This is a genomic window from Verrucomicrobiota bacterium (assembly GCA_034440155.1).
Taxonomy (GTDB): Bacteria; Verrucomicrobiota; Verrucomicrobiia; order JAWXBN01; family JAWXBN01; genus JAWXBN01.
Genome location: JAWXBN010000024.1, coordinates 18,465 through 45,244 on the forward strand (window position 1 = coordinate 18,465; position 26,780 = coordinate 45,244).

Annotated in this window: 24 protein-coding genes; 6 read left to right on the forward strand and 18 right to left on the reverse strand. The window is 47.8% G+C overall.

Translation table 11 applies throughout. From position 1 onward, the window contains the following. Positions 1-38 precede the first annotated feature (38 nt). The 5 genes from chrA to SGI98_02435 form a co-directional block, all read right to left on the reverse strand. Entirely contained in the window at positions 39-1,235 is a 1,197-nt protein-coding gene (gene chrA, locus SGI98_02415) for a chromate efflux transporter (protein MDZ4742257.1), read from the reverse strand. Between the two features lie 115 nt (positions 1,236-1,350). After that, positions 1,351-3,261, reverse strand: coding sequence for an ATP-dependent helicase (locus tag SGI98_02420; protein MDZ4742258.1), 1,911 nt, complete (start codon positions 3,259-3,261; stop codon positions 1,351-1,353). A 76-nt stretch (positions 3,262-3,337) separates the two neighbouring features. Then, positions 3,338-5,200, reverse strand: coding sequence for a hypothetical protein (locus SGI98_02425; GenBank protein MDZ4742259.1), 1,863 nt, complete (start codon positions 5,198-5,200; stop codon positions 3,338-3,340). Continuing rightward, on the reverse strand, positions 5,200-6,012 hold the full coding sequence (locus SGI98_02430; protein MDZ4742260.1) for a hypothetical protein: 813 nt from the start codon (positions 6,010-6,012) through the stop codon (positions 5,200-5,202). Before SGI98_02430 ends, SGI98_02425 begins: the two co-directional genes overlap by 1 nt. Before the next feature lie 56 nt (positions 6,013-6,068). Beyond that, a complete protein-coding gene (locus tag SGI98_02435) occupies positions 6,069-6,584 on the reverse strand; it encodes a hypothetical protein (GenBank protein MDZ4742261.1) in 516 nt (171 codons plus the stop codon). Between the two features lie 234 nt (positions 6,585-6,818). Here SGI98_02435 and SGI98_02440 point away from each other — a divergent pair, with 234 nt between their 5' ends. Beyond that, positions 6,819-8,030 (forward strand): PAS domain-containing sensor histidine kinase, encoded by a 1,212-nt coding sequence (locus SGI98_02440; protein MDZ4742262.1) that lies wholly within the window; start codon positions 6,819-6,821, stop codon positions 8,028-8,030. Then, complete coding sequence (locus SGI98_02445; GenBank protein MDZ4742263.1) at positions 8,027-8,680, forward strand: response regulator transcription factor; 654 nt, start codon at positions 8,027-8,029, stop codon at positions 8,678-8,680. Before SGI98_02440 ends, SGI98_02445 begins: the two co-directional genes overlap by 4 nt. Here the strand turns inward: SGI98_02445 and SGI98_02450 are convergent. The 6 genes from SGI98_02450 to SGI98_02475 all read right to left on the reverse strand — a co-directional run bounded on the left by SGI98_02450 (position 8,677) and on the right by SGI98_02475 (position 15,943). Beyond that, positions 8,677-10,149, reverse strand: coding sequence for a hypothetical protein (locus tag SGI98_02450; protein MDZ4742264.1), 1,473 nt, complete (start codon positions 10,147-10,149; stop codon positions 8,677-8,679). The genes SGI98_02445 and SGI98_02450 overlap by 4 nt on opposite strands. 21 nt (positions 10,150-10,170) lie before the next feature. Beyond that, positions 10,171-10,821, reverse strand: a complete 651-nt coding sequence (locus SGI98_02455; GenBank protein MDZ4742265.1) for a prepilin-type N-terminal cleavage/methylation domain-containing protein — start codon at positions 10,819-10,821, stop codon at positions 10,171-10,173. Positions 10,822-10,825: 4 nt separating this feature from the next. Further along, positions 10,826-11,437: a prepilin-type N-terminal cleavage/methylation domain-containing protein gene (locus SGI98_02460; protein ID MDZ4742266.1), complete on the reverse strand. Its 612-nt coding sequence runs from the start codon at positions 11,435-11,437 to the stop codon at positions 10,826-10,828. A gap of 344 nt (positions 11,438-11,781) precedes the next feature. Next, positions 11,782-13,488 carry an iron ABC transporter permease gene (locus tag SGI98_02465; protein ID MDZ4742267.1) on the reverse strand — a complete coding sequence of 569 codons (1,707 nt, stop codon included), beginning with the start codon at positions 13,486-13,488 and terminating at the stop codon, positions 11,782-11,784. After that, a complete protein-coding gene (locus tag SGI98_02470) occupies positions 13,485-14,546 on the reverse strand; it encodes an ABC transporter ATP-binding protein (GenBank protein ID MDZ4742268.1) in 1,062 nt (353 codons plus the stop codon). The genes SGI98_02465 and SGI98_02470 overlap by 4 nt, the downstream gene beginning before the upstream one ends. Further along, a complete protein-coding gene (locus tag SGI98_02475) occupies positions 14,543-15,943 on the reverse strand; it encodes an extracellular solute-binding protein (GenBank protein MDZ4742269.1) in 1,401 nt (466 codons plus the stop codon). Before SGI98_02475 ends, SGI98_02470 begins: the two co-directional genes overlap by 4 nt. A 100-nt stretch (positions 15,944-16,043) precedes the next feature. Here SGI98_02475 and proB point away from each other — a divergent pair, with 100 nt between their 5' ends. Both proB and SGI98_02485 read left to right on the forward strand, forming a co-directional pair. Further along, complete coding sequence (gene proB / locus SGI98_02480) at positions 16,044-16,826, forward strand: glutamate 5-kinase (protein MDZ4742270.1); 783 nt, start codon at positions 16,044-16,046, stop codon at positions 16,824-16,826. Between the two features lie 2 nt (positions 16,827-16,828). Further along, positions 16,829-18,082, forward strand: a complete 1,254-nt coding sequence (locus SGI98_02485; GenBank protein ID MDZ4742271.1) for a glutamate-5-semialdehyde dehydrogenase — start codon at positions 16,829-16,831, stop codon at positions 18,080-18,082. A gap of 14 nt (positions 18,083-18,096) precedes the next feature. Here the strand turns inward: SGI98_02485 and SGI98_02490 are convergent, their stop codons facing one another. From SGI98_02490 to SGI98_02515, 6 genes are all read right to left on the reverse strand, one after another. After that, positions 18,097-18,474, reverse strand: a complete 378-nt coding sequence (locus SGI98_02490) for a type II toxin-antitoxin system VapC family toxin (protein MDZ4742272.1) — start codon at positions 18,472-18,474, stop codon at positions 18,097-18,099. Further along, positions 18,471-18,734, reverse strand: coding sequence for a hypothetical protein (locus tag SGI98_02495; GenBank protein MDZ4742273.1), 264 nt, complete (start codon positions 18,732-18,734; stop codon positions 18,471-18,473). Before SGI98_02495 ends, SGI98_02490 begins: the two co-directional genes overlap by 4 nt. Positions 18,735-19,651: 917 nt before the next feature. Further along, positions 19,652-20,977 carry an exodeoxyribonuclease VII large subunit gene (gene xseA, locus SGI98_02500; protein ID MDZ4742274.1) on the reverse strand — a complete coding sequence of 442 codons (1,326 nt, stop codon included), beginning with the start codon at positions 20,975-20,977 and terminating at the stop codon, positions 19,652-19,654. A 20-nt stretch (positions 20,978-20,997) separates the two neighbouring features. Next, on the reverse strand, positions 20,998-21,831 hold the full coding sequence (locus SGI98_02505; GenBank protein ID MDZ4742275.1) for a TIGR00282 family metallophosphoesterase: 834 nt from the start codon (positions 21,829-21,831) through the stop codon (positions 20,998-21,000). Positions 21,832-21,905: 74 nt separating this feature from the next. Next, on the reverse strand, positions 21,906-22,883 hold the full coding sequence (locus SGI98_02510; protein ID MDZ4742276.1) for a CNNM domain-containing protein: 978 nt from the start codon (positions 22,881-22,883) through the stop codon (positions 21,906-21,908). Then, positions 22,873-24,147 carry a hemolysin family protein gene (locus SGI98_02515; protein ID MDZ4742277.1) on the reverse strand — a complete coding sequence of 425 codons (1,275 nt, stop codon included), beginning with the start codon at positions 24,145-24,147 and terminating at the stop codon, positions 22,873-22,875. Before SGI98_02515 ends, SGI98_02510 begins: the two co-directional genes overlap by 11 nt. 36 nt (positions 24,148-24,183) lie before the next feature. Here SGI98_02515 and SGI98_02520 point away from each other — a divergent pair, with 36 nt between their 5' ends. Together SGI98_02520 and SGI98_02525 are read left to right on the forward strand one after the other, a co-directional pair. Further along, the gene (locus SGI98_02520) at positions 24,184-24,642 is read left to right on the forward strand and encodes a DUF309 domain-containing protein (protein MDZ4742278.1); all 459 of its coding nucleotides are present in this window, start codon (positions 24,184-24,186) and stop codon (positions 24,640-24,642) included. 64 nt (positions 24,643-24,706) lie between these two features. After that, positions 24,707-26,002: an alpha-L-fucosidase gene (locus SGI98_02525; GenBank protein ID MDZ4742279.1), complete on the forward strand. Its 1,296-nt coding sequence runs from the start codon at positions 24,707-24,709 to the stop codon at positions 26,000-26,002. Here SGI98_02525 and SGI98_02530 read toward each other — a convergent pair whose 3' ends face one another. Then, a complete protein-coding gene (locus tag SGI98_02530) occupies positions 26,003-26,425 on the reverse strand; it encodes a biopolymer transporter ExbD (protein MDZ4742280.1) in 423 nt (140 codons plus the stop codon). Positions 26,426-26,780: the final 355 nt, after the last annotated feature.

The following is a 26,780-nucleotide window of genomic DNA, read 5'->3' on the forward strand; positions in this document are numbered from 1 at the left end:
AAATATTACTCTCCCCCACTCTCCCTGCGGATTTGATACTAACGGATATTCAGGATCCCTGCGCAAATTGCGCAAGAGATAACTAAAAGCCAAGCGGGTAGCCGGGCAAATTGCAAAGCGGCAAAGGCGGTTACTGCTAGGATCAAAGAACCCGGGGAAGTGACCGAGCCTGTCCATACCGGGTGGATAAATGCTGCTGCCAAAATGCCGACTACTACGGCATTAGCACCCCGTAAAGCCGCTTGTGACAAAGGGCTACTGCGCAAATTGCTCCAGAAAGGTAATACCCCCAAAATAAGCAAAAGACCGGGTAAGAAAACAAACATTAAACACCACAATCCTCCAATCCACCCCGGACCACTCCTCGCCATCACGACGCCAAGATAAGCGGCAAATGAGAATAACGGCCCCGGTAATGCTTGGGCCATGCCGTATCCGGCAAGGAATTCATCATGCGAAAGTAATTCCCGTCCTACTGTTTCCGTTTCCAAGAGCGGCAAAATAACATGACCCCCACCAAAAACAAGCGACCCGACTCGGTAAAAATCCGCCGCACCTTGTGTCCATTGTCCCGGGTAAAAACCGGAAGTGAGAGGCAGCAGAATAAATAATCCTGCAAAAATCATCAGGGAAATGAGTGCGGAACGTTTACTTTCCACCACCGCAAATTGCCCGGCGGATACGGGGGGGATATTTCCATAACCTTTCCTTAAAAAGATCATCCCACAGCATAACCCCGCACCGATCAACACAAGCTGAATCCCAGGCCAAGTCACGATCAATGCGGCAGCCAGCGCGGCACACGCAAAAGCAAATCTTTTCCGATCGGGACAAAGTTTGTAACCCATCGCCCAGACAGCTTGAGCTACCACGGCCACCGCCGCAATTTTGAGTCCATGGATCCAAGGGGCCTGCGGATTAATCATGGCTACACCGTAACCACAGGCGATCATTACCAGCGCAGATGGTAACGTAAACCCGATAAAAGCCGCCACTGCCCCGCCGAATCCACCCCGTAAATAACCAATGGAAAAACCTAACTGACTACTGGCCGGACCGGGGAGGAATTGACACAAGGCGACTAACTCTGCAAAGGCCGCCTCATCCAGCCATTTCTTTTTCCCGACAAACTCCTTTTGGAAATAGCCCAAATGCGCCACCGGACCACCAAAAGAGGTGAACCCGAGTCTCAGGAAGACAAGTAGGATCTCTAATACTGCGGAGGTTTTACTCACGTCATTGGATTACCCCAAAGTCACCATCAGGGAAAGTAGATTTTTTTTTGCCCCGTGAATTTTTTATCCCTCCTGTTTTCGTCGTTCATTCCGGGAAAGTATCCGCACCCCTACTTTACCGTTTTTTAGGGGGTTTTTCACGTTTGACCTCAGGCATAATCATTTGCACGAGGTTATCCATGGCCCGCCATTCTAAGTCAGGAGGGAGCAAGGGGGACGGAAGCTGGAGGTTGGTTTGTTTCCCTGATTTCTGCGGGTATGAGAGGATCACCCGGTCTTTGGCGCGTGTGACCGCGACATACATCAGCCTGCGTTCTTCATTCATCTCGTCATCAGTCGTCACACGCGGATGGGGCATCTGCATCGATCCTGAGCCCATGATAAAAACAGCTGGCCACTCGAGCCCCTTTGAGGAATGGATCGTACTGAGGATCACGCAATCCTCCGGATGGGCCTTATGATCGCTTTTATCCAGTGTGAAAGCATCTAGAAAATCGGCCAAGTCCCCTTTAAATCCTTTCATGGAGTCCACGATACTATCGATTGTTTCCATCCGTTTTTCCCAGTCTTTCGGATAGTTTTTCTTAAAAATGGGTTTAACGGCTTCCTTAAGATAATCACCCTTTTCATTCAGCTTCGAGAGTTTTGCCAAATCGTTAAGCCACCCTTCCATCTCACGAGCTTGTTTCGGCCAGGAAATCACCTCAAAGAGTTGATCCTCCTGTGATGTCGCATCCATTCCCTGCGAAAAACTTTTTGCAGCCGTCTCCCCAAGCCCGGGGAATTGGGTAAGTGCCCGGGTCATGGCGAGTTTATCATTCCGATTGAATGACACTCTCAAGAAACTGATAAAATCCTTTACCTCCGCAGCATCACCGATGGCGAGACCTCCATACTTTTTATAAGCGATCCGGTGCGCCTGTAAATAAGCCTCACACACTGTCAGGTTCACAGAGGAACGCGACAACACAGCCACATCGCAGGGTTTCATCCCCTTTTTAATCACGCAATGGTTGATCCAATTCACAATGCCGTCAGCTTCACTTTGCACCGAGGAATAAATCCGACAATCCACCAGCGCATTGGTCTGGCGCGCGCTGCGCAGCTCGAGGCTGAAATCCTGGCCGGCAACTATCCTGTTAGCCAAATCTAGGATTTTTTGGCCTGAACGGAAATTATCTTCGAGCTTGAGGATTTTGGCATTACCGGATCGTGCAAAATGGGAGATCAATTCCGCAGAGGCCCCCCGGAAACCATAAATACTTTGTTGGACATCGCCGACCACCATCAGGTTCACCGGATGAAGGTTTTTGAGGATGGCATAGTTTAATTCACTATTATCCTGCACCTCATCGACCAAGACGTAGGGGAAACGCCTCCTTAACGATTCACGGTAAACCGTATCGCGGGCGAGACGGTCACGGAGCATGACCAATAAATCATCATAATCAACGGCATGGGCCGTTCTTTTGAGTTGCTGGTAAGTTTTATATACCTGCATCAAAGTCCTGACCTCCGCCTCTCCTACCCATTGTTTCCCTAGTCCTCGCTCGATGGGCGCACAAGTATTATGACAGAAGGAGATGATTTCCGAGATTTTGGCTGGCATAAACAAGGAATCATTTGAAGGGACACCACATTCCTTATAGGCACTGCGCCACAGGGCCACGGCTTCAGAATCGTCAATAATCGAAAATGAACGGCTGGAAAAACCAAAACCTTTTGGATCCTCCCTCATTAATTGGATCCCCACCGCATGGTAAGTGCCGACCACCATCTTTTCGTCATGATGACCCGGGGTATCCGCAATCAAGCGGTTAACCCTCTTGAGCATTTCATTGGCTGCCTTCCGCGTGAAGGTAATCATCAGGATTTGTGAGCGACTCACCCCTCCCCTGATCAGGGATGAAACATAATGAACCGTGGTAGCCGTCTTACCGGTTCCCGCTCCGGCCATCACAATGATACGCGGGGAGCGCTCCTTGATTACAGCCATTTGAGATGGATTCAAATTTAGTCGGGACATAAAGGGCTGAAACCTTTAGCAGAGAGCCTAAGGGAATGCCAAGCCCATCTTTTATGAATTCAACACCGGATTAATCTTAATAAACCTTTTTTACAGGTCCCTTTTTGAGTGTTTTGATGTATGGGGTACCTGGAGGGAGTTGACCATTTTGAAAGTCCTGATCATAGACCCATTGCCTGCGGGGTTGACCGGCAGGTGTAAAGTCAGGTGACGTTTTACCCTCGACAGATTCAAAGACAGAAGAGAATGCCCCTTTGATGGATAGTGATATACCAGTCCAGTTTTCCAGATATTTTACAGCACTCTCAAATCCTTCGACTTTACCTGCGACCGGAGTGGAGTAACCCGTTAATAATGCAGCATTTACCGTTGTAGGCACTGCCTTGCGTAAACTCATGTCTTTTTGTGTCTTGTTTAGTGTGGTCCAGTTACCAGACAGGACCGTGACACTATCAGCGATTAATGCCGCTGGTTTTTTTGTGTATCCTGAGGCAACAGTCGTGACAGTACTATCAGCAGATAAATCCTTAAGATTCGATGGAATATTACTTCCGCTACCCCCACTATTATAGTCCCCTACCACATAAAGGTTATTTGGACTAACAACACTTAAACCGCCTTCGGGCAAAGTCTGACCGTTCATTAAGATCACTCCCCCAGGTTTCAGATCGGAGGAACCTTTGTATCCGACATAGATGATGCCGTTCCATAATTCTTTACCTACTAATTTAGTGTTCGATGTGTAGCTTTTATTATTAATGCCGAGGGCTTTGGTTTGTGCCGTACTTGTAAATCTTGTTTGATCTGAAAGGCTCTTCGGTATCAGGGCTACTCCTCTTGAGTCTGTCAGAGTGGACAGATCAGCTTTTACCATTGAGACAGGGGCATTTATCCGTTCATCTGTGAATGCCCCATCGATCTTAAATGTATTAGTCATGTATTGGTAAATAGCCCCATCTGTGGGCAAAATTTCCGTTCCATCTTTTGTATAATACTGTACTGTATTATCCGTTTGGTTCACTATGACTTTTAACCCCGCTTTATGATAGAAGCGTTCATCCGCCAATTCATCGGTAAAGACTTCATTATTTTGTATATTCACGGGCATTTCAATCAATTCACGGGCACTGTCGTTATTTGGATTACGATCCGAAGCATCAATATGCTCTGAACCTGAAATCTTTTCACCACTGGTGAGATAAGGCTTTTGTGTAAAGACATTTGTGCTGGTTGACGGATGGTTATTCGTTCCCATCCGTGGATTATAATCATTATGAATCCCATTAACCGCCGAAACATAACCATCAAAAGTAATCGGGGAACCATCAGTCGTCCCATAATAGATTGATCCATTTGAATGGATCCGACCGGAGACATTCATCCCCCCCGATGGATGGATTTCCATATCAGATTCATAGAGTGCCCCAAAATAAAATATCGGTCTGATGGAGTATTTCAGAGGTTGCTCTAGCTGGACTTGCATTTTAGACAAAAAGTTCTCATTGGCGGTATAAGCAGCCGAAAGGAAATAATAGTCCCTCACGTAGGGGTCGGGATTAGAATCCACCGGAGTATTCACGGGATTTCCATCAGCATCCGTTGGCACCACGGCATTGACACTAAATTGATAATTTTTACCTAAGTTTAAAACAAATGTGGGAAGTGTTTTTGTGTTGATCTCAGTAGTCAACACATTAACTGTCACTTCTTTTTCAATTTCCTGCTTCGATGCAATGATCGTTTTTAAATCTGAATAATTTTTTTCAAGGGCGGATTGTGCCACATAATAAATTTTAATACTTTCCTGATTCCTCTGTGACATACTGCGGTAATGATTGGTAGAAACCAAGCTTACAGCTAATATGGTGGACATAATCGTGATCAAAATCACAACCATCAGCAAAACTCCCCCTTGATCAATACGTTGAGATGTCCTCATTATATCCCCCCCCCTGAGGGCATGAACTCGCTGGAAAAGAGCGGATCCTCATCATATTTTACCTGCGCTTCGACCCGGAATTTTTTCTGTCCTGATAATGTTGATATCGCTATTTCCAGACTAACGAGTACTTCCGCACCATTGAATTGGATCCTGGATTGTGTTTGATTTAATTTCCTGCAGAGTAATTGATAATTTCCCGAATCGGCATTCTCATAAAACCTGATTTCGTCCCCGGAAAACTCCAATACTGAATAATGACCAACCCTGATCTTTGTCCCCATCCAGACTTTCTGGGGGAGTGGCTCATCGAAGATAATTGTCCTTACTGCTGCATTGGGATTATTAACACTCTTTACTTTCCTCGTAATGACCGGTCGCGTATCAAAGCGTACGATATCACCCACATTAATCACCAAATTTGTAGTCACGCCCGTGACAATTAATTGACTGGTATCTGTCACAGGTTGCAGAATCTGTTTTACATTAATTGTCTTCTGGTTCGGGCGCATGCCCTTTTTCTTAAAGTTATCGACCTGTACCATCTTTGTTCCGGAATTTGCAGTATTGGAAATGCGGGCATCAAATGAGGGAATGAATATCTGGATTTTTTTCTGCCCGCCTGCACTGATGATTTCCTCAGGAGGCAATGGCGAAACCTTTAATAAAGACACAATCTTGTCGATAGATGACTGAAGTTGGTAATTCACTTCAGACTCCCGCTGTGTTTGGAGGCCTCCCCTGATCACAGTCATCCCGACAGTTAAAATCAAAATCGATGCAATGGAAGCAATCGCAATGGACACAGTCATCTCAGGCAAGCTGAATGCCCTGTGATTATACTGACTGTGGTGTGTAGGGTATCGACTCATCGGTCATCCGCCCTGGCTACCGCCAAGCTATTGGTCATGTAGCGTCCATGATAAAACCAATATGTATGTATGTCCGCCTCACGATAGGCTCCTAAATCTTTTACATTGACCACAGTCTCAAAGGCCACAGCTGCTGCAATATTCGTCATCCATTCACCGCCTGTCTGACGTGTACGGAATGTTTTGGAGCCCGTCACATTTGATTGGCCTTGGAACTCAGGATCACTGGTTTTTACCATCAGGCTAAAATCATAATTTGTATAAACCGTCGTGACGACCCGCTCATAGTTCGTACTCAGAACCGTCTCTGCGATATTCCGGTTAATCCGGTTTGCCTGGCTATTAAATATAGAGAGGGAAGAATAGACTTGGCTCATTAGAAGAGCCGTTAATGCACTGGCACAAAATACGGTCACGAGGCAAACGGCTAATACTACCTCGACCAGAGAAATCCCCTCAACAGAATGATCACATTCTGTTTGATGATTGATTCCATGGTGCCTGTTGATCATAATACTTTTATAAACGGGGGTCTATACCCTTTTAAACATAACATAAAAGAATATTAATCACGAGAAATATTCTTATTTATAGCCGGATAATATCATCAGGAAAAACCTTATTGTTTTTATTGCTGTAATTTATCGAATATCGTCTATTCTCATTCAAGGATGACGCTCAAGTCCTTAATGCACACACCTTCTAAAAAACTTCTCATGTTTTTTTTCGTCTTAGGAATCATGTGTATGTCCCTCCCCATTTGGATATACGCATTATTTGAGCAAAAGATTTCACTTCCCTTTCACATCATACCCCTTGCAGATACCTTTACCATACTCGAAAGATCAATGGTCATATCCTACTACGGTTTCGGGGCCGGAATACTCCTGGGTGCTTATAGCGGGACACTTCTTTTCCGAGGAATCGCTACTGAAAAGGAACAAAAACGTTCCGCCAAGCAAATCCGTGAAAGTGAAGAAAAATACCGGATGATTTTCTCGACTGAAACTGATGCCATCATTCTTTTTGACAGCAAAGACTTATCTGTTATTGATATCAACCAAGCCGCCTTGGATCTATACGGTTATGTCAGGGATGAAACTCATCGTATCACTCTTCATGATCTTACTGATATACATGGATCATTAAAAGGAGTGTGCCCTGACACAACGCACTTTAAGGGGGAGAAAATCCACCGTACAAAATCAGGGGACCGCATTCCCGTGGATGTTTCGGCAGCCTCATTTAACGCAAATCAAAAGAATTATTTATGCCTGATCGCCCGGGATATCACCCACAGACGGGAACTCGAGGAAAGAATTCTGAATATCAGTAATGAAGAAAGACAAAGGATCGGTCATGACTTGCATGATGGTCTGGGCCAAGAGTTAACAGCAGCTGCATTAACGGCTAAAGTACTGGAAAATAAACTCCGCCGGAAATCCCTACCAGAAGCCGACGACCTTGAAAGTCTTGTCTCATATCTGAATAAATCCATCTCTTCTACACGAGCTATTGCCCGTGGCCTGGCCCCTGTTAGCCTCGAGAAAAACGGTCTCCAAGCAGCATTAAAAGACCTTTTAGTATCCTTGGAGAATCAAACAGGAATTTATCTTTTTTTTTACTGGCCTGATAACCTGGAAATATATGATCGCGCCAATGAAATCCACCTTTACCGGATCATCCAAGAAGCCGTTAATAACTCCCTGAAACACTCCCAATCCAAGGAAATTTGCGTATCCTTCGATATGGAGGAAAATGACGATGTCACACTCAGTATCTCGGATAAAGGCAAGGGAATGAGTCCGGAAAGTCTGACTCACCCGAGTCTCGGGATGAGAACCATTCAATACCGGGCAGCGATTCTCGGAGGACAAATAGAAATTATTTCTAGTAAAGAGGCTGGTACTACTCTCATTTGTCATTTTAATAATACCCATCCTAAAGAAAAATTATGAATAAGATAATGATTATTGATGACCATCCCATTTTCAGGAATGGGTTAAAACTCCTCATTGAGAGTGAGGGCGATTTCCAAGTTGTCGCCCAGACAGATAACACAACCGAGGCCGTCTCCCTTTACCAGGAACATAAACCTGATATCTCTATTGTCGATGTCACCCTCAAGGACTCCTCAGGCCTAGACCTGGTAAAATCTCTCCGTGAATACGACCCTGAAGCCCGCATCCTGGTCCTTTCCATGCATTCGGAAGACTTTTATGCAGAACGCGCCCTGAAGGCTGGGGCGAAAGGTTATATCATGAAGGAACAGGCAAGCGTAGATATCGTTAATGCCCTCAGGGCGATCTCCATAAACCAGATTTACCTGAGCCAGAAAATGATGAACCGCCTCTTCTCCAGGACCTATGGGAAAAAACAAGATATTTCATTGAGTCCGATAGACTCCCTGACCGACCGTGAGCTCGAAGTCCTCCAAATGATCAGCGAAGGCAAAAGCGTCAAGGAAATCGCCTTTAACCTCTCCTTGAGCCACAAGACAATCGAAACCCACCGTTCGCATATCATGCACAAGATGGGTATTGCAAATTCTAATGAATTACTCCAGTTCGCTATCCATTGGAAAATCAGCAACCAAGAGAAAAACTAATAATTCTCTTCCCATTTTGTCAGTTTGTATTTGGCAGGAGTACTCAGTGCATTCGGGTCACCAAAGAGGGATTCATCGATAGCTACAAAGTTCCCCCCATTGAGCGTGAGCTTATAGGCCACTGCCGAACCATAAAAATCAGTTGTTCCACTGATCGTCATGTCAGCTGAGGGCGCATAAACCACCCCAAAAAATTTGGGGCCACCAGCGATATTCACACTGGTACAGCTCGGTAATCCGTAAAATAGTGCATTTTTTGGCCTTCCATTGTTATTCACTAAGCCATTCCCCCCCAGACTCATTTCATCTGCAGCATAGAATTCCGCCACAAGATTATTATAATTTGTACCACCCACAACGATTGTGTTTGTCGTGAAGGATGTAAATGTCTTGCCTTTGACTTTAAATGAATTTGTTGTGTACGTTGTCGTGACAGAATTCGTCACAATGGTGTAAGAAGGATTTATTTCAATATCGTCACCGCCACTGATCTTGATTCCCTTGGTTAAGTGTATCATGACCACTCCAGAGCCGGTAATAATCAGATTTGAAAGCTGGCTCGCGCTCATAACATAATAATTTGTTCCTCCAGTGGCTCCAACGGTGGCACCATCTGCAATCAATGTTTGAAAGCTCGCAAACCCTGCGGGTAACGAAACATCCGGTACGGTCGTGACCAAGGTATCAGTGACGCTATTGTCACGTCCTCCACCATCAACCATTGTGAAATTTGCATTAGTCCCGACTGTCCCACCAGGGCCAGTCTGGATCGATCCATAAATCGTCAAGTTCCCCGCGGTGACAGCATTCGTAACAGAGGCCAAGCTCCCCATATCGCCCCAGAAACGATATGCGCCGGTATTTCCATTCGCTAATACGCCGCTACCTGAATTATAGGATGTCAGTACCCCTGATCCCCCGTTCTGAACCACTCCTATCTTTCCAAATAATCCCACCAGACTGACGACCGGGGAGACATCAGGCTCCACATATAGCTTTACCTTACGGGAGACCTCACTCTGTCCCAGCTTGGGAGCGGCATTGACATATCCCGTCGATTCAATGGTGTATGTACCCGTATAAGGGGCGGCCGTCTTTGGAGTGGTGACGACGACGCTATAGAGGGATGCCCCCTCATTTCCTGCGAAGAGTGAACTCATCGCTGTGGAGTTCAGCGTCCATACAGTCCCTGTACCCGTCACGGTTTTTGTCCAGTTCGATGCACTTGTCCCACTGAAAGGATCAGTATTTGTCGTTGCCAACATCGTGACCCTGTTGATTTCACTCCAAGCATAATCAGCTCCAGCCTCGGCGGTGTACATTGCTTGGGTAAAAGGTACAAATCGGTAACCCGACAACATGGTTTGTGAAGTAATCTGGAGGATACTCGCCGCAAGCACGGTCAATACAAAAACCATGCTGAGTACCACCAAGATTGTTGATCCATTATTTGAATTTTTATTTTTCATAATATTGACTCCCATTAATTATTACCATGCATCTTTGTTGCGCATTTTACTTCTCACTTGTATTCTGTCGGTTGAAACGGTTTTCAGCACTTGGTTGGAAATTAACAGGTAGGTCCTGACCTCGGCCGTATCTGCACTTAATGACGTCATCGCCGATTGGCCCGGACTCTTGAAGAAGGAGAACTGTAGATCCGTGGGATAACGGGTGATTTGTTTTGTATATACACGTGCGGTAGATAGGTTTGTATAGGAATCACGGTAAATAACACCGACGGGCGAAGAATATCCCGTCACAGTCACATTCGTTGTCCTGTAAATCACATATTCAGCAGCACGCGTACCATCACTTGATGGTTCGATGTAAAGACCCAGAAAGTTTGTATAAAAAGTACTGCTTGCTGATGATGGATATACAAACCCGCCGATATTGGTAATCGCAGTAGCTTTCCTTACATCCCTATCCACCAATGCAATCGTTTTCCTTGCATCGTCATGAATCCCCATATATCCCATCTGCAAATAATACACCTTATAGAAATTTGCGTAGGTAAGGGTAGCCATGGCGATAAAAGCGGCACTCACTGCCATGGATATCATGATCTCTATCAGGGTAAACCCTTTTACGGAATATCCTTTTCCTTTATTTTCTCTCTTATGTCTAAAAATACTCATACGTTTATTGAGCTGTTAATTGATTTAAAAAATCCACGTCATTTGACTTTAGACCGAGGTAATGGGCTGATAATCCCCCTTTGGTAATCAAAGTCGTCATGGTATTGCTCAAGTTTTTTCCACTCATATTCTGCCATGCCGTTACTACCGTGACTTTGATGATGTTGTTTGTACCCGCCCCTGCAGGAGTCACCGTCTGGCCACTGGGGTAAAACTGCATGATCAATTCACGGGAAGGACGTTTCCCCTCAGGGGCTGTTAAAAATATATTCATCGGATCTGTGGGATGTAACTCGATATAACTACAAACCTTCGTTGGAGCCGTCTGTGAATTAATCATATTTGAAGAGACGGCAATAGCTTGTCCGGATGATGTATTTGTATAATAAATAATCTGATCCCACGCACGGGTCCTGAGATACTCGATATTGGCAAGGGTAATATCCGTGGCCCGAGCTGTCTGACGGGAACTATCCAGCATCAACATGGCACGGCTTGAAACTGTGTAAAGGCCTGCAAATGCTACCATGAAGATGATCAATGAAATGAGCACTTCAACCAACGTAAACCCATCCACGCTATATATTCCACTATCCTGTGCCCGGTACGATTTCATGTAAATAAAATACTTGCTATCTGAAGAATTTAAAATCAGAGCGGGTATGATTTAATCTCGGGTCTGAGCCCGAATGGCACTCAGGGAAAACCTGATATCGAGACAAGTCTGAAAGTTTGAAACAGTTTGATGTGGTTAGATTTAGTCGGATATACCCCTCTGATCAACAATTTACGGTATTCCCGACTTTTAGCATCAAATATAGTGTTCGGTAGAAGGACTTCAAAGGAGTATTTTTGTTTCACTCTATTTTATCCTTTCATGAATCAGAGTGTTGAATTTTTAAAACTGGAAATACTTCGAGCCATCCGCATCACTTAAAAATACTTTTTTAAGATACCCCTCTACATCCGGAACATTTCACCCATCTTTTTGCCGAGGATCCGTGTGGCGATGAAAAGGCAGAAGCCAAGGATCAACATTCCGACGACACCCATGGCACTGGCAATCGCCGGGGCCTCGACATTGATCCGGCCCATGAGCGTGTAAATGGCTTTGGTGATCGGATAAGAATCCCCCGTCATGGCCAGGATCAGGCTGTCACCGACCTCCAGCATGGCAAATGAAAAGGTCAGGATCGTGCCGGCAATCAAATTTGCAAAGACCAGAGGAATCGTGATTTTACGCAAGGTAGTGATCACTCCAGCCCCGAGATTTTGAGAGGCTTCTTCGAGGGTGACACTAGTTTGCTGGAATCCCGCCACGGCCGAACGGACGATAAAAGGCAACCGTCGGATGGAGTAGGCCACGACCAGCAGCAGGAGCGGGTTATCCCGGGGGTTCAGCCAGGCGATCTTGACATTAAAGCTCATGACATAACCAAACGCCAGCACCAGCCCCGGCAGGGCGAGCGGCAACATCGCCAAGGCATCCAGCCAGTCACGCCCCGCAAATTGTTTACGTGTCACCAGCCACGCGATCGTCACCCCGAGGATTAAATCCACAAAGGCGCTTAATGCCGAGTAAAGAAGGCTGTTTTTGATACTCCCCACGGTCAAGGGCATGGTAAAGATATCCCGATAATGTTGCCCAGTCCATTCAGATGGCAAAATGGTAAAAAACCATTTATCCGAAAGGGAAAAAACCACCACGATCAAGTGCGGCATGATCGAAATGACGATGATCCCGGTAATGAATGCGTATAATCCAAAGGCTTTGACCCCACTCACCCGGCTTTCCGTGAAATGCACATGGCCCTTGGCCAAGGTGGCATTCCCCTGACCACCAAAAAGTTTTTTCGAAACAACAAAAAGGCAGGATGTCAGGATCAGCACAAAGACGATCAAGGCATAACCTGAGGGATCCACCGCCGCATCCGATATTTTATCAAATATCTGCACGGGGATCATCTGGCGGTAATTAAAAATCAGGGGGGTGCCGAGGTCTGTGAATGCTGAGATAAAAACGATTGTCGCCCCGGCAAAAATCCCGGGCATCACCAGCGGCATCGTGATTTTCAGAAAAACCGTTTTTGCATCCGACCCCAGGTTTTCAGCGGCCTCACGCAAAGACGGGTCAAGATTAGCCATGACCGCAGCGACGTTCAGGTAAAGGATCGGGTACAGATGGAGCACCTGCATGATGACGACTCCCCAGAACCCGCTACCGCCAAGCCAGTCGATAGAATGGGTCAGAGGGACAAGCCCGGCCTCGTCCAAGAGCAAATTAAGCGAGCCAAACCGCGAGAAAACTTGTTTTAACCCGATGGCCCCGACGAATGGCGGGAGGATCAAGGGCACAAGCAGGAACATGCTATAAATGGATTTCCCCGGGAAATCATACCGGGTAAAAATGTGTGCGAGGGGTAGAGCGATCAGGATCGTCAGGCCTGTCACTGCGAGGGAGACTTTAAAGGTATTAATGATACAACCAATCTGGTACGGGCTAGAAAATAACCCGGTAAAATAACGGATCGTGAAATTCCCCTCCATCCAAAAGGCTTCCTTAAAAACATAAAACAAGGGATAAATCAGAAAAACCGCCAGGAATGATACAATGATAAACAGGATTGTTCCGCTCCCTATAGTCAGGTTCCCGGTGAGACGTTTCATGGTTTCCTTTCGACAAGGATCGTGTCTTCGCCCATGGCATAAAGCGGGACAAATGCTCCAGGTTTTGGTGCATTTGCTATTTCCGGGGATTTCATTTTCCAAGTGGCTCCTGACTTGAGGCGTACACGGATTTCCTCATAACCACCAAGGAAATTTGAATCAATGACTTCTGCATGCAAACAATTTGCGGCTTTACGCGTGAGGCTCAGGTTCTCTGGCCTGATTCCCAGCCAGACTTGCCTTTGGGCCGGGCAATGGGCCGCGGTATTTGCTTCAAATATCCCTTCCGCCGTTTCCACGCGCGCGACCCCACCGACGGGTTCATCGCGGATCACCCCCTCCAGCCAGTTGATTTCACCCATGAACTCCGCGACAAATTTATGTTTCGGGCTACGGTAAATCACACGGGGATGATCGACTTGGAGGAGTACCCCACCCTCCATCACCCCGATCCTGTCAGCCAGACTGATGGCTTCCTCCTGGTCATGGGTGACGTACAAGGCGGTCTTGGCTGTCTCACGCAAAATGCGCCGGATTTCCCCACGCAGCTCCACCCGCAAAAGGGCATCAAGATTCGAGAGGGGTTCATCCAGCAGGAGGATGTCCGGGTCGATGACGACAGACCGGGCGAGTGCGACGCGTTGTTGTTGTCCACCCGAGAGTTGGTTCGGCATACGCTCAGGAAGGTGATTCATCCTGACCATTTCCAGGGCGATACCGACTTTTTGCCGGATCAGGGCCGGCTTGATTTTGCGCAGCCTGAGACCATAAGCCACATTATCAAAGACACTCATGTGCGGGAATAACGCGTAACTCTGGAAAACCATCGCCGTATTACGCTTGTGTGCCGGGACATCATTGACTTTCCGGTCATTAAAAAGGATTTCGCCGCTGTCGGGATTATCGAAACCTGCCACCATCCGCAGGATAGTCGTTTTTCCGCATCCCGAAGGACCAAGTAGGAAAAAAATCTCCCCTTGCTGGATTGTCAGGTTGACACCTTTCACCACCGGGGTCTGGCCAAATGCTTTATAGACGTTTTCCAAGGTGAGTTTCATTCTTTGAGCAAGCTCCTATATTTTTTTACAGCATCATTCTGCCACTTTTGCAGGAGTTGATTCCGTTTAGCCGGATCTTTCCAGTCTTCCTGCGCGATTTCCCCTACTTCCTCGCTGCTTAAGGGGGGCCGGACAAATTCATCTATGAGTGCCCGCCTTTTTGCCGGGGACAAAGCCGGATCATTGATCCTTTTCCATGTAGGAACGACTTCGGAGTGCAGGTCGATAATCGTCGCCCCGATGAGGCCTTGCACCACGTCCCGGCGGCTGGTCGCCAGCTTGGAGTTATACCGCAGTTGTGTCGGGGCGGTGAATGGATTAATGAACCCGGTATTTTTCGGGTATAAATGGTATAATCCGGGCAAAATGCTCATGCGGGGAATGTCGAATTTGACAGGGCCTCCGGGAGAACCTTTCGGCAGCACCCACAAGCTTTGCGCCGTGGAGGAAAGCATGAAATCGACAAAACGCCGGGCGACTTTTTGATCCGGGGCCCCTTTGAGGATCGCCATGGCATCGGGATTAATAATGGTGAGTCCCACAGGATAGATAAACCCGATATTCTCAGGCCCGGCGGAACTGACCTGATTGAGGCCGTAAACGTCGATGGCGAGGCAATACGCCGCATCTCCAAAGGTCACTTCCTTGGCCGCCATACTGGCATTCTTATTAAAAGCCCGGATATTCCCCGCCATCCGGATGATTGTACTCCAGCCTTTATCCCAACCGTAGGCCTGTAAGATAATCTCATAAAGGGAAGCGGCACTCCCGCTGGCCCGGGGATCCCCGGATGCCACCCACGAAAAGAGGGCCGGATCAGTCAGGTCCTCCCAAGTTTTTACATCGGGGAGTTTCATTATTTTGACCACCCTCTTATTCGATAAAATGCCAAACCCCGAGATGGCCGTGCCAAACCATTGGTAATCGGGGTCGTAAACCGGCAGACCGTTGATTTCCTTAGGAATCGGCCCGATGACATTTTCAGGGGGCTGATACGATTCCAGAAAACCAGAATCCTTCAGCCGGAAATAAGGATCCACCCCACCCCCGAAAAAAATATCGATCCCGATCCCTGCCGGAGTTTGTTGGTATTCTGACTGGACGAATTTCAGCATGTCACTGCTCCCGCCCACATCACGCCAATCCACCACCACATCTTCCCTAAAGTTTTCCCGGTACCACCTCTGGAATGCCCGTTCAGTCTCCGTGCGGTATCCCTCCCAGTGCGAAGTCAGGATGATGAGTTTATCCGCAGCAAAAAGGGGCACCACAGCCTGGGAGGCCGTGATGAGAAGAAGCAAAATGGTCCTGTGTATTTTCATGAATCCGCCATTTAAATATCCCCGGATGGTAAAGGCATTCCCCGGGGATAAACAAGCGACGATTTCGGGATTCATCCCTCCAAACCAATGACCCCCTTGAATATCCTCTTTTCTTAAACGCCCCCCATTTCCCCTTCTTGTCAGGGGAGACGGCTTTTGATAGTGTTCGGAGCTTATGGGTAAGAGTATCAAAAGACAAAAGTGGGTTATCAAGCTCGGGACAGGGATTTTAACGAATGCCAAACAACAACATGATCTCCCTCAGATAAAAAATCTGGTGGGGCAATTTGCCCGGCTAGCACAAAAATATCAGATCGACCCGATCATCGTCTCTTCCAGCGCAATTTGCGGGGGTATGTCAGTCCTGGGCATGACCAAACGCCCGACAGTCCTTGCGGAGAAACAGGCCTGTGCCGCCATTGGCCAAGTCAAGCTGATGTCGATTTACCAAAATGCATTTAAATCCCACGGGCTCCATGTCGCCCAAGTCCTGCTGACCCATCCGGATATTGATAGCCGTACCCGTTACAACAATGCCCAAAATACGCTCCTGAGTCTTTCCCACCATAAAATCATCCCGATCATTAATGAAAATGACACGGTCGCCGTCGAGGAGATTAAATTTGGCGATAATGACCGGCTCTCCGCCAATGTCGCGGAAATGGTTAAAGCCGATCTCTTGATTATCCTGACCTCCGCTGACGGATTACTCACCAGCCTCGAAAAAACGGGCATCCTGATTAATGTCGTCGAGAAAATCACCCCGGAGATCCGTTCCCTCGCCTGCGGCACCCAGAGTGAGACCAGCGTCGGGGGGATGATTTCAAAAATTGACGCCGCGCAATTTGCAGTGGACAATGGAGTACAGGTCGTTATCGCCAACGGGCGCAAACGCGGAATCCTCGAGCAATTAGCACAGGGTAAACCCACCGGCACAAAATTCCTGACAAATAAATAACCATGGACATCAAAGAAACCATTCTCGAAATCGGGCGCAAAGCCCGCCAGGCCTCCCGTGCCATGGCTAAACTGGATACTCAATCCAAAAACGCCTGTCTATCTGCCATGGCCGATACCTTAGAGAAATATTCATCCCTGATTATCGCCGCTAATGCGATCGATATGAAGGAAGCGGAAACCTCCGGCCTGTCCGCGGCCATGCTCGACCGCCTGATGCTCGATGAGAAACGTGTCAATGATATGGCCAATGCCATTCGTACCCTGGTCATCCTCGACGATCCCGCCGGGCGTGTGCTCTCGAGCAAGACACGTCCAAATGGCCTAGTCATCCAAAAAGTCAGTGTCCCTATCGGTGTCGTCGGGATCATTTATGAGTCACGCCCAAATGTCACTTCGGACGCAGCCACCCTTTGTATCAAAGCCGGAAACGCCTGCATCCTACGCGGGGGCAAGGAAGCGCTAAATTCTAACCTCGCCATTGCCAAAGCCCTCATGGAAGGCGGAAAAGCCGCGGGCCTACCCGAAAACGCCATGCAAGTCATTCCGATCACCGACCGCGAGGCCATCAAACACCTTGTCCAAATGGATCAATACCTCGATGTCATCGTCCCTCGTGGCGGCCATCAACTCATCGAAATGATCTTGGACAATTCCCGTGTGCCGATCATCAAACACGCCCACGGTGTCTGCCATATTTACGTCGATGAATCCGCCGACCTCGAAGAGGCTGTGCAAATCGCGGTGAATGCGAAGTGCCAACGCCCCGGGGTCTGTAATGCGATGGAAACCCTGCTTGTCCACAAGAATGTAGCAGCCGCATTCCTCCCGAAAGTCGGGGCTGAATACCTCACGCGTCATGTCGAGATGCGCGGCGACGAGGCCACCCGTGCTTTGATTCCTACAGCAATAACCGCCACCCGGGAGGACTGGAGTACTGAATACCTGGATTACATCCTCTCGATCCGTGTTGTCGATGACCTCGACAGTGCCATTGACCACATTGCCGAATACGGTTCGGGCCACTCCGATGCTATCCTGACAAATGACACTGCCCATGCGGAACGATTCCTCAATGAAGTGAACTCTGCCGCTGTATATTTGAATGCCTCCACCCGTTTTACCGACGGCGGGGAATTTGGGCTCGGTGCCGAAATCGGTATCAGCACGGATAAACTCCACGCCCGAGGCCCGATGGGTTTAGAGGAACTCAACACCTACAAATACGTCATCCGCGGCAACGGCCAGATCAGGTAAGTGTCTTTTTTTTCCTACCAAGATATGACGCGTAACCTTTGGACATATCCAAAGTGTTTATCCTTGGTTAATAAGGGCATGTCGAACTGACGCGAGAGAGCTGCAATCCAAATGTCATTTTCGGGAATTGGCGTTCCCGCACTTTTGAGTTCAAGCCTGATTTCTGCATAAAAAATACTCGTCTGCCCTGATACATCGATCACCCCAAAAAACCCGGTAACCTGCTTTAACCAGCTCAACCTCGCTTCTTTTTCCCGTGAATCCAGCACCCCATAACGGTATTCTCCTAAAACAATGACGGGTAAATAAAACCCTTTTGAAAATTTAATCACCTCTTTGAGGGAGGCTGACCCGTCAGCATAATCTGATAATGCATTTGTATCAAAAATCATTTCCACTCCTGTGGATCAATCAGGGAAAACTCCGCATCGATTTTCTTCTGGATTACCTTCGTTTCATTCCTCATTTGATTTGTTGAACTGAATGCTCCAAACCCTATCAAAAAAAGATCATCGTCACCTCTCGCCACATCCACAGCTAACTTTGCTTTTAACGCGTCCGTAATAAAATCCTTGAGACTCATACCCTTGGATGCAGAAACCGATTTTATTTTTCGGAAAAGGGTGTCAGGCATTTCAATTGTCGTTTTCATGATCACCCATATTCCCATATTTATGGGTATTGGTCAATTACCTATTGTCGTTTCACCCCCGCTCCTCCTTTTTTCCCCTTTAAATCCTGCACTCGTACCCGCCCAATCTCCCAAGGCGTGATTTTCTTCGAAAAAATGGAGTTGAATAGGCAAGGCGCATTAACTAGTCGTAATTTATGCCATTAATCTTTGAGAAAGACGGCTTCAAGTTTTTCTTTTACAGCAATGAACATCTTACCAAGTAACCGAATGGATGCGTATTATGCCGATGGTTATGTATTCGTCTCAATGGAGACTGGTGTCGAGATCAAATTCCCGGTCGCTAAGAATCCCAGACTCAGGTCTGGCACTGCTGCTTAACTTAAATCATATTGAAGTCTCACCATACGGCCTACACGGGCCAGAGCTTGATGAAAATCTGTCATTCGAAGGCTTGATCATTGGTGATTTTGGTCAATTTACCAAAATTTGAAACCGCTAGAGGGCTAGCAGTTCTCTTGAGTCCTACCACGTGCGACTGATATGAGTCGTTCGACCACCTGCTCTTTTTCGGAGAAGATGATAACGATGATATGGACTCACTTTTAAGAGAAAGGAGGATGAGAGAGTATCCGAGGTTCTTTGCATTCATGGTGGAACAACGCTGGGCACTTTTACCAGACCAAACTCCCCCGATATGACAATTTTTGTCAGGGCAAATTGCTCTACGGTTAACTTTCTTACCTCATTCTACCCGATTTGGCATGGGCGAACACATTCCCTATAAAATCTACGTTAATCTACGTTAATCTGTGGTTAAAACCTTCTGCGTTTGTCTTCCTGAAGACTACATATATCTGTGGATAAAACTCTTTTTTTTCTGACCTTGCCCCCTTCAGACGGCGGGGGGGGGGGAATACAGGCCCCGCAAAAACAGATCAAGACTCCACGATGCTGTCGAATTCCCCATCGGCAAGTTGGGTTCTGACCTTTTGGCCCGGAGCAATTTGTTTGACGGAACGCAGCAATTTGCCGTCAGCATCTTTCACGAGGGCATAACCACGGGAAAGGGCATTCAGAGGACTGAGCAATTTGATTTTTTCTTGGAGGACGGCCCATTTCGATTGGCCGGCGAGCAATTTGCTCCGGGCATGGCGTGGCAGGAGATCTGTGGCCAGTGACAGGCGTGCACGCAATTTGCCGATGCGGGCCGCAGGACTCTGGACTTGTAACCGTTCATGCAAATTGCGCACGTGGTCCAGTCGGTCCCGGACGTCATCCTGCACGCGGGCCTCCAGTGTATTCATATGATCATCGACTTGTTGTTGATAAAGGCCAATGATCCGGGAAGGTTCCCGGAAAACATTATGTTCGCGCAAGGCTTTGACCCGTAGTTTAAAGACTCCCCATAAACTCGCGACCTCACGGTCAAGGCGTGCCCGCAGATGGCCGATACTCACAAATAATTCAGCAGCATTTGGGACGACCATTTCCGCCGCCGCACTAGGAGTCGGGGCGCGCAAGTCCGATACAAAATCGCAGATGGTAAAATCCACCTCATGCCCCACAGCCGAAACAGTAGGAATCGCAGATGCCGCGACAGCCCGGGCCACAATCTCCTCGTTAAAAGCCCAAAGGTCTTCCAGGCTGCCCCCACCCCGGGCGATGATGATGATATCGACATTGCCGAGCCTGTTAAACTCTTCCACCGCCGCCGCTATCTCTTCAGCCGCCCCCACACCTTGGACCTTGACTGGATTCACGATAATATGTTGCCCCGGATAACGACGGCGGGTGACATGAATAAAATCCTGCAAAACCGCGCCCGTCGGCGAGGTCACTAGACCTATGGTCTGGGGAAAAGAAGGGATCGGACGTTTTCTTTCGTGTGCAAAAAACCCTTCGGCCTGGAGTTTACGTTTAAGCTCCTCGAATCTCTGTTGTAATGCTCCAATGCCCGACTCCTCGAGCCTGCGCACAATCAACTGGTATTGACCCCTCACCTCATAAACGCTGAGTTCCCCATGCAAACGTACTTGCATCCCGTCTTTCGGGCGGAAGGAGAGCTTCGATGCTGCGCCGCGGAACATCACCGCAGCAATTTGCGCGGAGGCGTCCTTTAGGGTAAAGTAGAGGTGTCCGGAAGTCTGGGATTTGAAATTTGATATCTCCCCTTCCACCCAGACGTCGCCGAGTTGTTTTTCCAACAAAGCCTTGATCTGGCGTGTAAGCTCGGCCACAGAGAGGGCTTTATTCACGGACATGATCGGAGGGGTTCCTATGGTCAAAGTTGAAAAGTTTTGGCAAATGCGTCGGCGACATCGGATTTTGGTTCTTGGTGTGGGACCGATATCCGTTCAATACACGTGGCTTTCCCGCTTTGATCCTCGATATCAATCAATACCCCATGAAGCTTCAGATCACCGGCGGCCACGGGAAAACGCTGGGGCATATTCGTGACAAACCTTTTAATGACTGGCTCCACCTCGCGCCCGAGGCTTCCATTATGAGGCCCGGTCATCCCGACATCACAGAGGAATGCCGTGCCATTAGGGAAAATCTGCTCGTCGGCGGTCTGTACATGTGTATGGGTGCCCACCACGGCGGAGACCAAACCGTCGAGATAACGGCCCAAGGCAATTTTTTCTGAAGTGGTCTCGGCGTGAATATCAACAAAGATGCATTTAGTCTCCAAGCGCATCTTCATGGCCTCACTCCTGCCGATCACAAAAGGGTTTTCAATGGCCTGTGACATAAAAGTACGCCCTTGTAAATTCATCACCCCGAGGGTTCTTCCCCCTTTTTCGAGGATTGTCACCCCTTTACCATTGACTCCTGCGGGATAATTATGGGGCCGGAGGACATTTTTTTCCGAGTCGAGGAAAGGAATAATATCCCGCTGATCCCAGACATGGTCTCCACTGGTAAAACAATCCACCCCCGCTGCCAACATTTCCTTAAGCTTGGGCATTTCCATACCCCCACCCTTATTGGCACTATTCTCCCCATTGGCCACGACAAAATCAATCGAGTGTTTTTTGATCAAACCCGGCAAAAGAGATTTGACCGTTAAACGCCCGGGCTCCCCGACAATATCACCTATGAATAACAAACGCATATAACGGTGAACCTATCTGAAATCCCTGACAAACCAAAACCATTTTATGAAAAAAACTCGCCTAACGATGTGTATTAACCACAAACTTTACCCAGAATCCGGAATGAGAGGTTCCCAAAAGTCACGATTCCAACAGTCTTTCCTGTTGTGTTACGGACAAAAGCCATCGGTTGGCGGGAACGGCCCAGTTTCTGGAGGACGCTGTCAGCACTCTCGTGTTCCTCCACAAAAAGAGGTCGATGAATGTAATCTTTTAATGATTTATGGTGGCTCCCATAGGGATCGTAAAGGATATCGTAAATCGAGACGATGCCGATAATTTCACCGTCATCCCCCACCACAGGCAGGCGGGAGATATTATGGTGGATCGAACGGTTGACAAATTCTGTCGGGGTAATAAAGGGGTTAGTCGTCACGGTGGATGCGATCGGGATCATTACCTCACTGGCTTTCACATTTTGGAAATCAAACACCCCCCCGATCATCCGTTTTTCCTCAGGGCTGATATCCGAGACCGAGACATTATCCCTTGCCATCAGCCGGATCTCGTCGCGGGCGACAAAAAGGGATCGTTTGGGTTGTTCCTCATGGAAAAAGCGCATGACCAGGCCTGTAAGGATTTTGATCAACCAGACAAACGGATACAAGGCATAGGTAATCCAAAGCATGGGACGCGCGAGCCAGAGACTGCCTTGCAGAGCGTAATCCCGGAAAATACTTTTTGGCAGCATTTTTACGAGGACAATGAATAAACATACGTACAGGCCCAAACTCACGAATATCCACCCCATCTCCATATTCCTCTGGAATATCCACTCGGCAAAGAATAATGCCGCGCCTACCTGCATCAGCGTATTGAGCATAAAAATCACCGAGAGTTGTTTCTCTGGATGCTCGATAATGCCATTTAAAATCAAAGCCGCAGCCTGCTTACGCCGGACACGGTCACGGAGCCGTAAGCGGTCCAAGGACATAATCCCCGTTTCCATCCCCGTACAGAGGAATGTCATTAACCAGCAGAGTCCGCAATAAACAAGAAGATCAAGCCCCATACTCATCCTCCTGATCCGGGGTAGTGCCACTTTCTAACATAGCGCGGAGCACCCGGTTACGGGCGACTTTTAGTGCCGTGATCTTGACTCCATTTTTGTCGAGTACATCACCGACCTTCACATTATTTTCAAAATGCACCTGTAAGAGGCCTCCGACCGTATCGATGCCTTCCTCATCCAAGTCAAAGGAAGTCTCATCCAGAATCTCATCCAGCCGGGCGGTGCCGTCGGCCAAATACCGGCCATCGGCGATTTTTTCAATCAACCACTCCCTACGGTCAAAATCAGGCTCCACACCACCAAATATTTCCTCATGGATATCACCCTCTGTGATCAGTCCGGAGTTACTCCCAAACTCATCCACGACAATAGCCACACGCTGGTGGTGAGTGATGAATTGTTTTAGCAACGAAAGGGCCTTCATCGTTTCAGGAATAAAAATCGGTGGTTCGAGGCAGGAAACCAAATCATGATCACGGTCTGCGAGGAATTTACGCGTATTGAGCATCCCGATGACAGAGTCGGGACTCTCGTCATACACCGGGACACAACGGTGTTTGATTTTACGCAGGGTCAACAGGATTTTCTCTTCCTGGAAATCGTCACTAAACCCGGAAACATCCACCATGGGGGTCATGAGATCCTTGACCATTTTGTCCCCCAGCCTCACGATCCCATGGATCATCAGGCTCTCACTTTCTTTGATGAGCCCCTCGGATTTCCCTTCCTCAATCATCGTCTCAAATTCATTCTGGGAGAGGATCTCCGTGGATTTCTTTTTGTTCGGAATCAAAAAACGGCGCAGGATAAAGGTGATCGTCTCTAATAAACGCCTCACCGGACGGAGAATAACGAGCAAACGCCGCGTGGGCGAAGCGATTCTCCGCGAAATATAGAGGGGTTGCTGTAATGCAATCGTTTTCGGGATGATCTCCATGAATACAATCATCACTATTGATATCAGGATGATTACCCACCACTTGGGTATGTGCGGCCAGATTTCCCTCAAAAGAACCCATCCACAGAGGGTTCCGGAAAAATAAGCGAATGTCGTCCCCATCACGATGATACTGATCAAACGCTGGGGCTTTTCCAATAAAACGACCAAGGGTTGCCCCAAACGCGGGTTTTTCTGGCTTAACTGGGCTATTTGATTTGGCTTTAATGACAATAATGAGGCCTCGACCAATGCCATAAAGACACCGATCGCGACACTGGCCGTTAAACCCACTAAAATCAATAAATGTGATAAATCAAATTGCACTTGTTGCCTCCCTCTATAATAGTAATGGCAGAAGATATGAGTAAAAAAAGCCCAAAAATCGCAAACCTCATAAAAGACTGTAATGGGTTACACGACCCCCATTACACCGGTTTTTTTAAATGTTTCAATCAACAGCTCTATTATGAAGCCCATGATGTCCTTGAAGAACTCTGGCTTCAGCAGAAAAACCATCCGGCCTATCATTACTATAAAGGCTTAATCCAAGCTGCCGGGGGGTTTGTCCATCTTAAACTCCATTTCACACACCCCACCCACCATGTGCATGGTAAAAGGCTCGAACCCGCCGCAAAATTATTTGCGCTGGCCCGGAAAAACCTCCTTCCTTACAGTCCGGTTTACATGGATTTACCGATTGCCCCGTTAATCCGTTTACTGGATGAATACGAGGACAAAGTACGTGCAGGTAATTTCCTCCTAAATCCCTACCATCCCGATTCCGCCCCAGAGATTATCTTTCCCCTAAAACCCATTTAAGAAGTCTCTATCGATAAAGAACTATTTCTTGTTGTTCACCCAGATTTTCACTACATAAATACCCATGTCTTCAGATCAATCTTCATTAGATTCCCGTCTTGAATGGTATGTGAAAGCTCGTTACGGCCTTTTTATCCACTACGGTCTGTATACTCTCCTCCAGCGGGGTGAATGGGTGATGAACCGCGAGCAAATCGCGCCGGAGGAATATTCCAAACTCGCCGGTCAATTCCGTGCAGAAAATTTTAATGCAGAAGAGATTGCCCAACTTGCTGTGGATGCTGGGATGAAATATGTAATTCTCTCAACCATGCACCACGAAGGCTTCAGGCTCTACGATACCAAACTCACGGACTATAATAGTGTCAAATCCCCTTGTGGCCGAGATCTGGTCCGCGAGCTTGTCGATGCCTGCCGTGCGAAGGGACTAAAGATCGGCCTCTACCATAGCTTGAATAACTGGTACGATAAACCCGACTCTGTGGAAGCCCTCGAAGACAAAGCTTCTTATGAGCTTTTTATCGAGCATACTTTTGCCCGCCTGAAAGAACTCGTCACTCTCTTTAACCCCATCGACATTATGTGGTATGATGGTTGGTGGCCTTTTAATGCCGAGGAATGGCAGTCCCAAAAAATGAATGAAATGATCAGCGCAATCCAGCCTCAGATCATTTTTAACGGACGCAACGGTCTCCCCGGCGACATGGGCACCCCCGAGGGCCATGTCAGTGCACCTACCCCATGGCGGCCTTGGGAAGCCTGCATCACTCACAATAACAGCTGGGGCTTTCATGCCGGGGATGAAGACTGGAAGTCACCTCGCGATATTGCAGACATGCTCATTAAATGTGCCTCCCAAAAGGGCAATTTGCTCTTTAACGTCGGCCCGAAACCAGACGGTTCATTGCCCACCCCCACCGTCAAAGCCCTCCGTGAAGTCGGCTCTTGGCTCAAGAACGTGGGTGAAGCCATCTATGACACGGACTTTTTCTCCTATGATCTCATGGAGCAAAATGCACGGCCCGGTTCGGAATTTAACCATCACGGTTCCTTCAGCGCCAAAGGCAACTCGATGTATTTTTTTGTCCGCCGTTGGGTCGCCCACGAGCTCACCCTCTGCGGGGTCTGCGGTAAGATCAAAAATGTCACCCTCTTGAATACCGGCGAAAAACTTTCCTTCATCCAAAACGAAGGTAAAGTCGTTATTACGGGGCTCCCCGCAATAACACCTGACCCGGTTTGCCCCGTGATCAAATACGAGTTTGAGGGTGCTCCCGGCATGTATATGACCGGTGGTATACGCACTCCCCAGGTGAAACATCCTCACTACGATCCTTGCCCTTCGGATATCGCCCATTAATTAGCCACCGAAACAGAGGTTTTTTACTCCGGCAGCGGTGCAGGTGCTCAGGACTTTGGCGATGACTCCGTGCTGGGTCATGGGTGATGGGGTGATCACCACTGTCTGTCCCGGGCCATAACGGGACATGATTTCATTTAATCTGCTGCGAAGTTCACTCATATCCTCCTCCTTATTTTGAAGGGGGAGATTATTCCAAAAGACCACTCCATTTTCATCGATATCTAAGTTAATGGGAAGAGAAACGGTTGTATCTTGAGCAGCGCCGTTTTTTGGGATTCGGGGCAGACTCACTCCCAGTTCCTGTTCCTTTTGTTGGAGATTGGCCGAAGCCATAAAAAAGAGCAGAAGGACAAAAACCACATCCACCATCGGAGCAATTTGCAGCCCCACATCTCCGTCTAAATTTGCACTGCCACCCATAAGACCTCCTTATTTTGGTATTATCTTATCAGACACATGCCTCCCTGTAGATGTTCCCGAATAAATCCATTATTCTCATCACTGCGCAATTATCTTCGCCACCTTCGTGTCTCCGAGGTTCAATCCCCCTGACATTCTCTTTTTTTTAGACTTTCGACTTTCTCCCCCTATCCTAACGGGATTGCATCATATAGTCCAATGGTTACCCCGACACATCGGTAATCCCTCCCCGGACAATCGGAAGATTGTCCCTCCATCTTTTTCTTCGTGGTGCAATTTGCTCCCCAGATGGCCAGCCGGGCCGTTTACCCTACACACTCGTTCGACAGGCTTCTTCCTTTGTGCCTTTCATGAT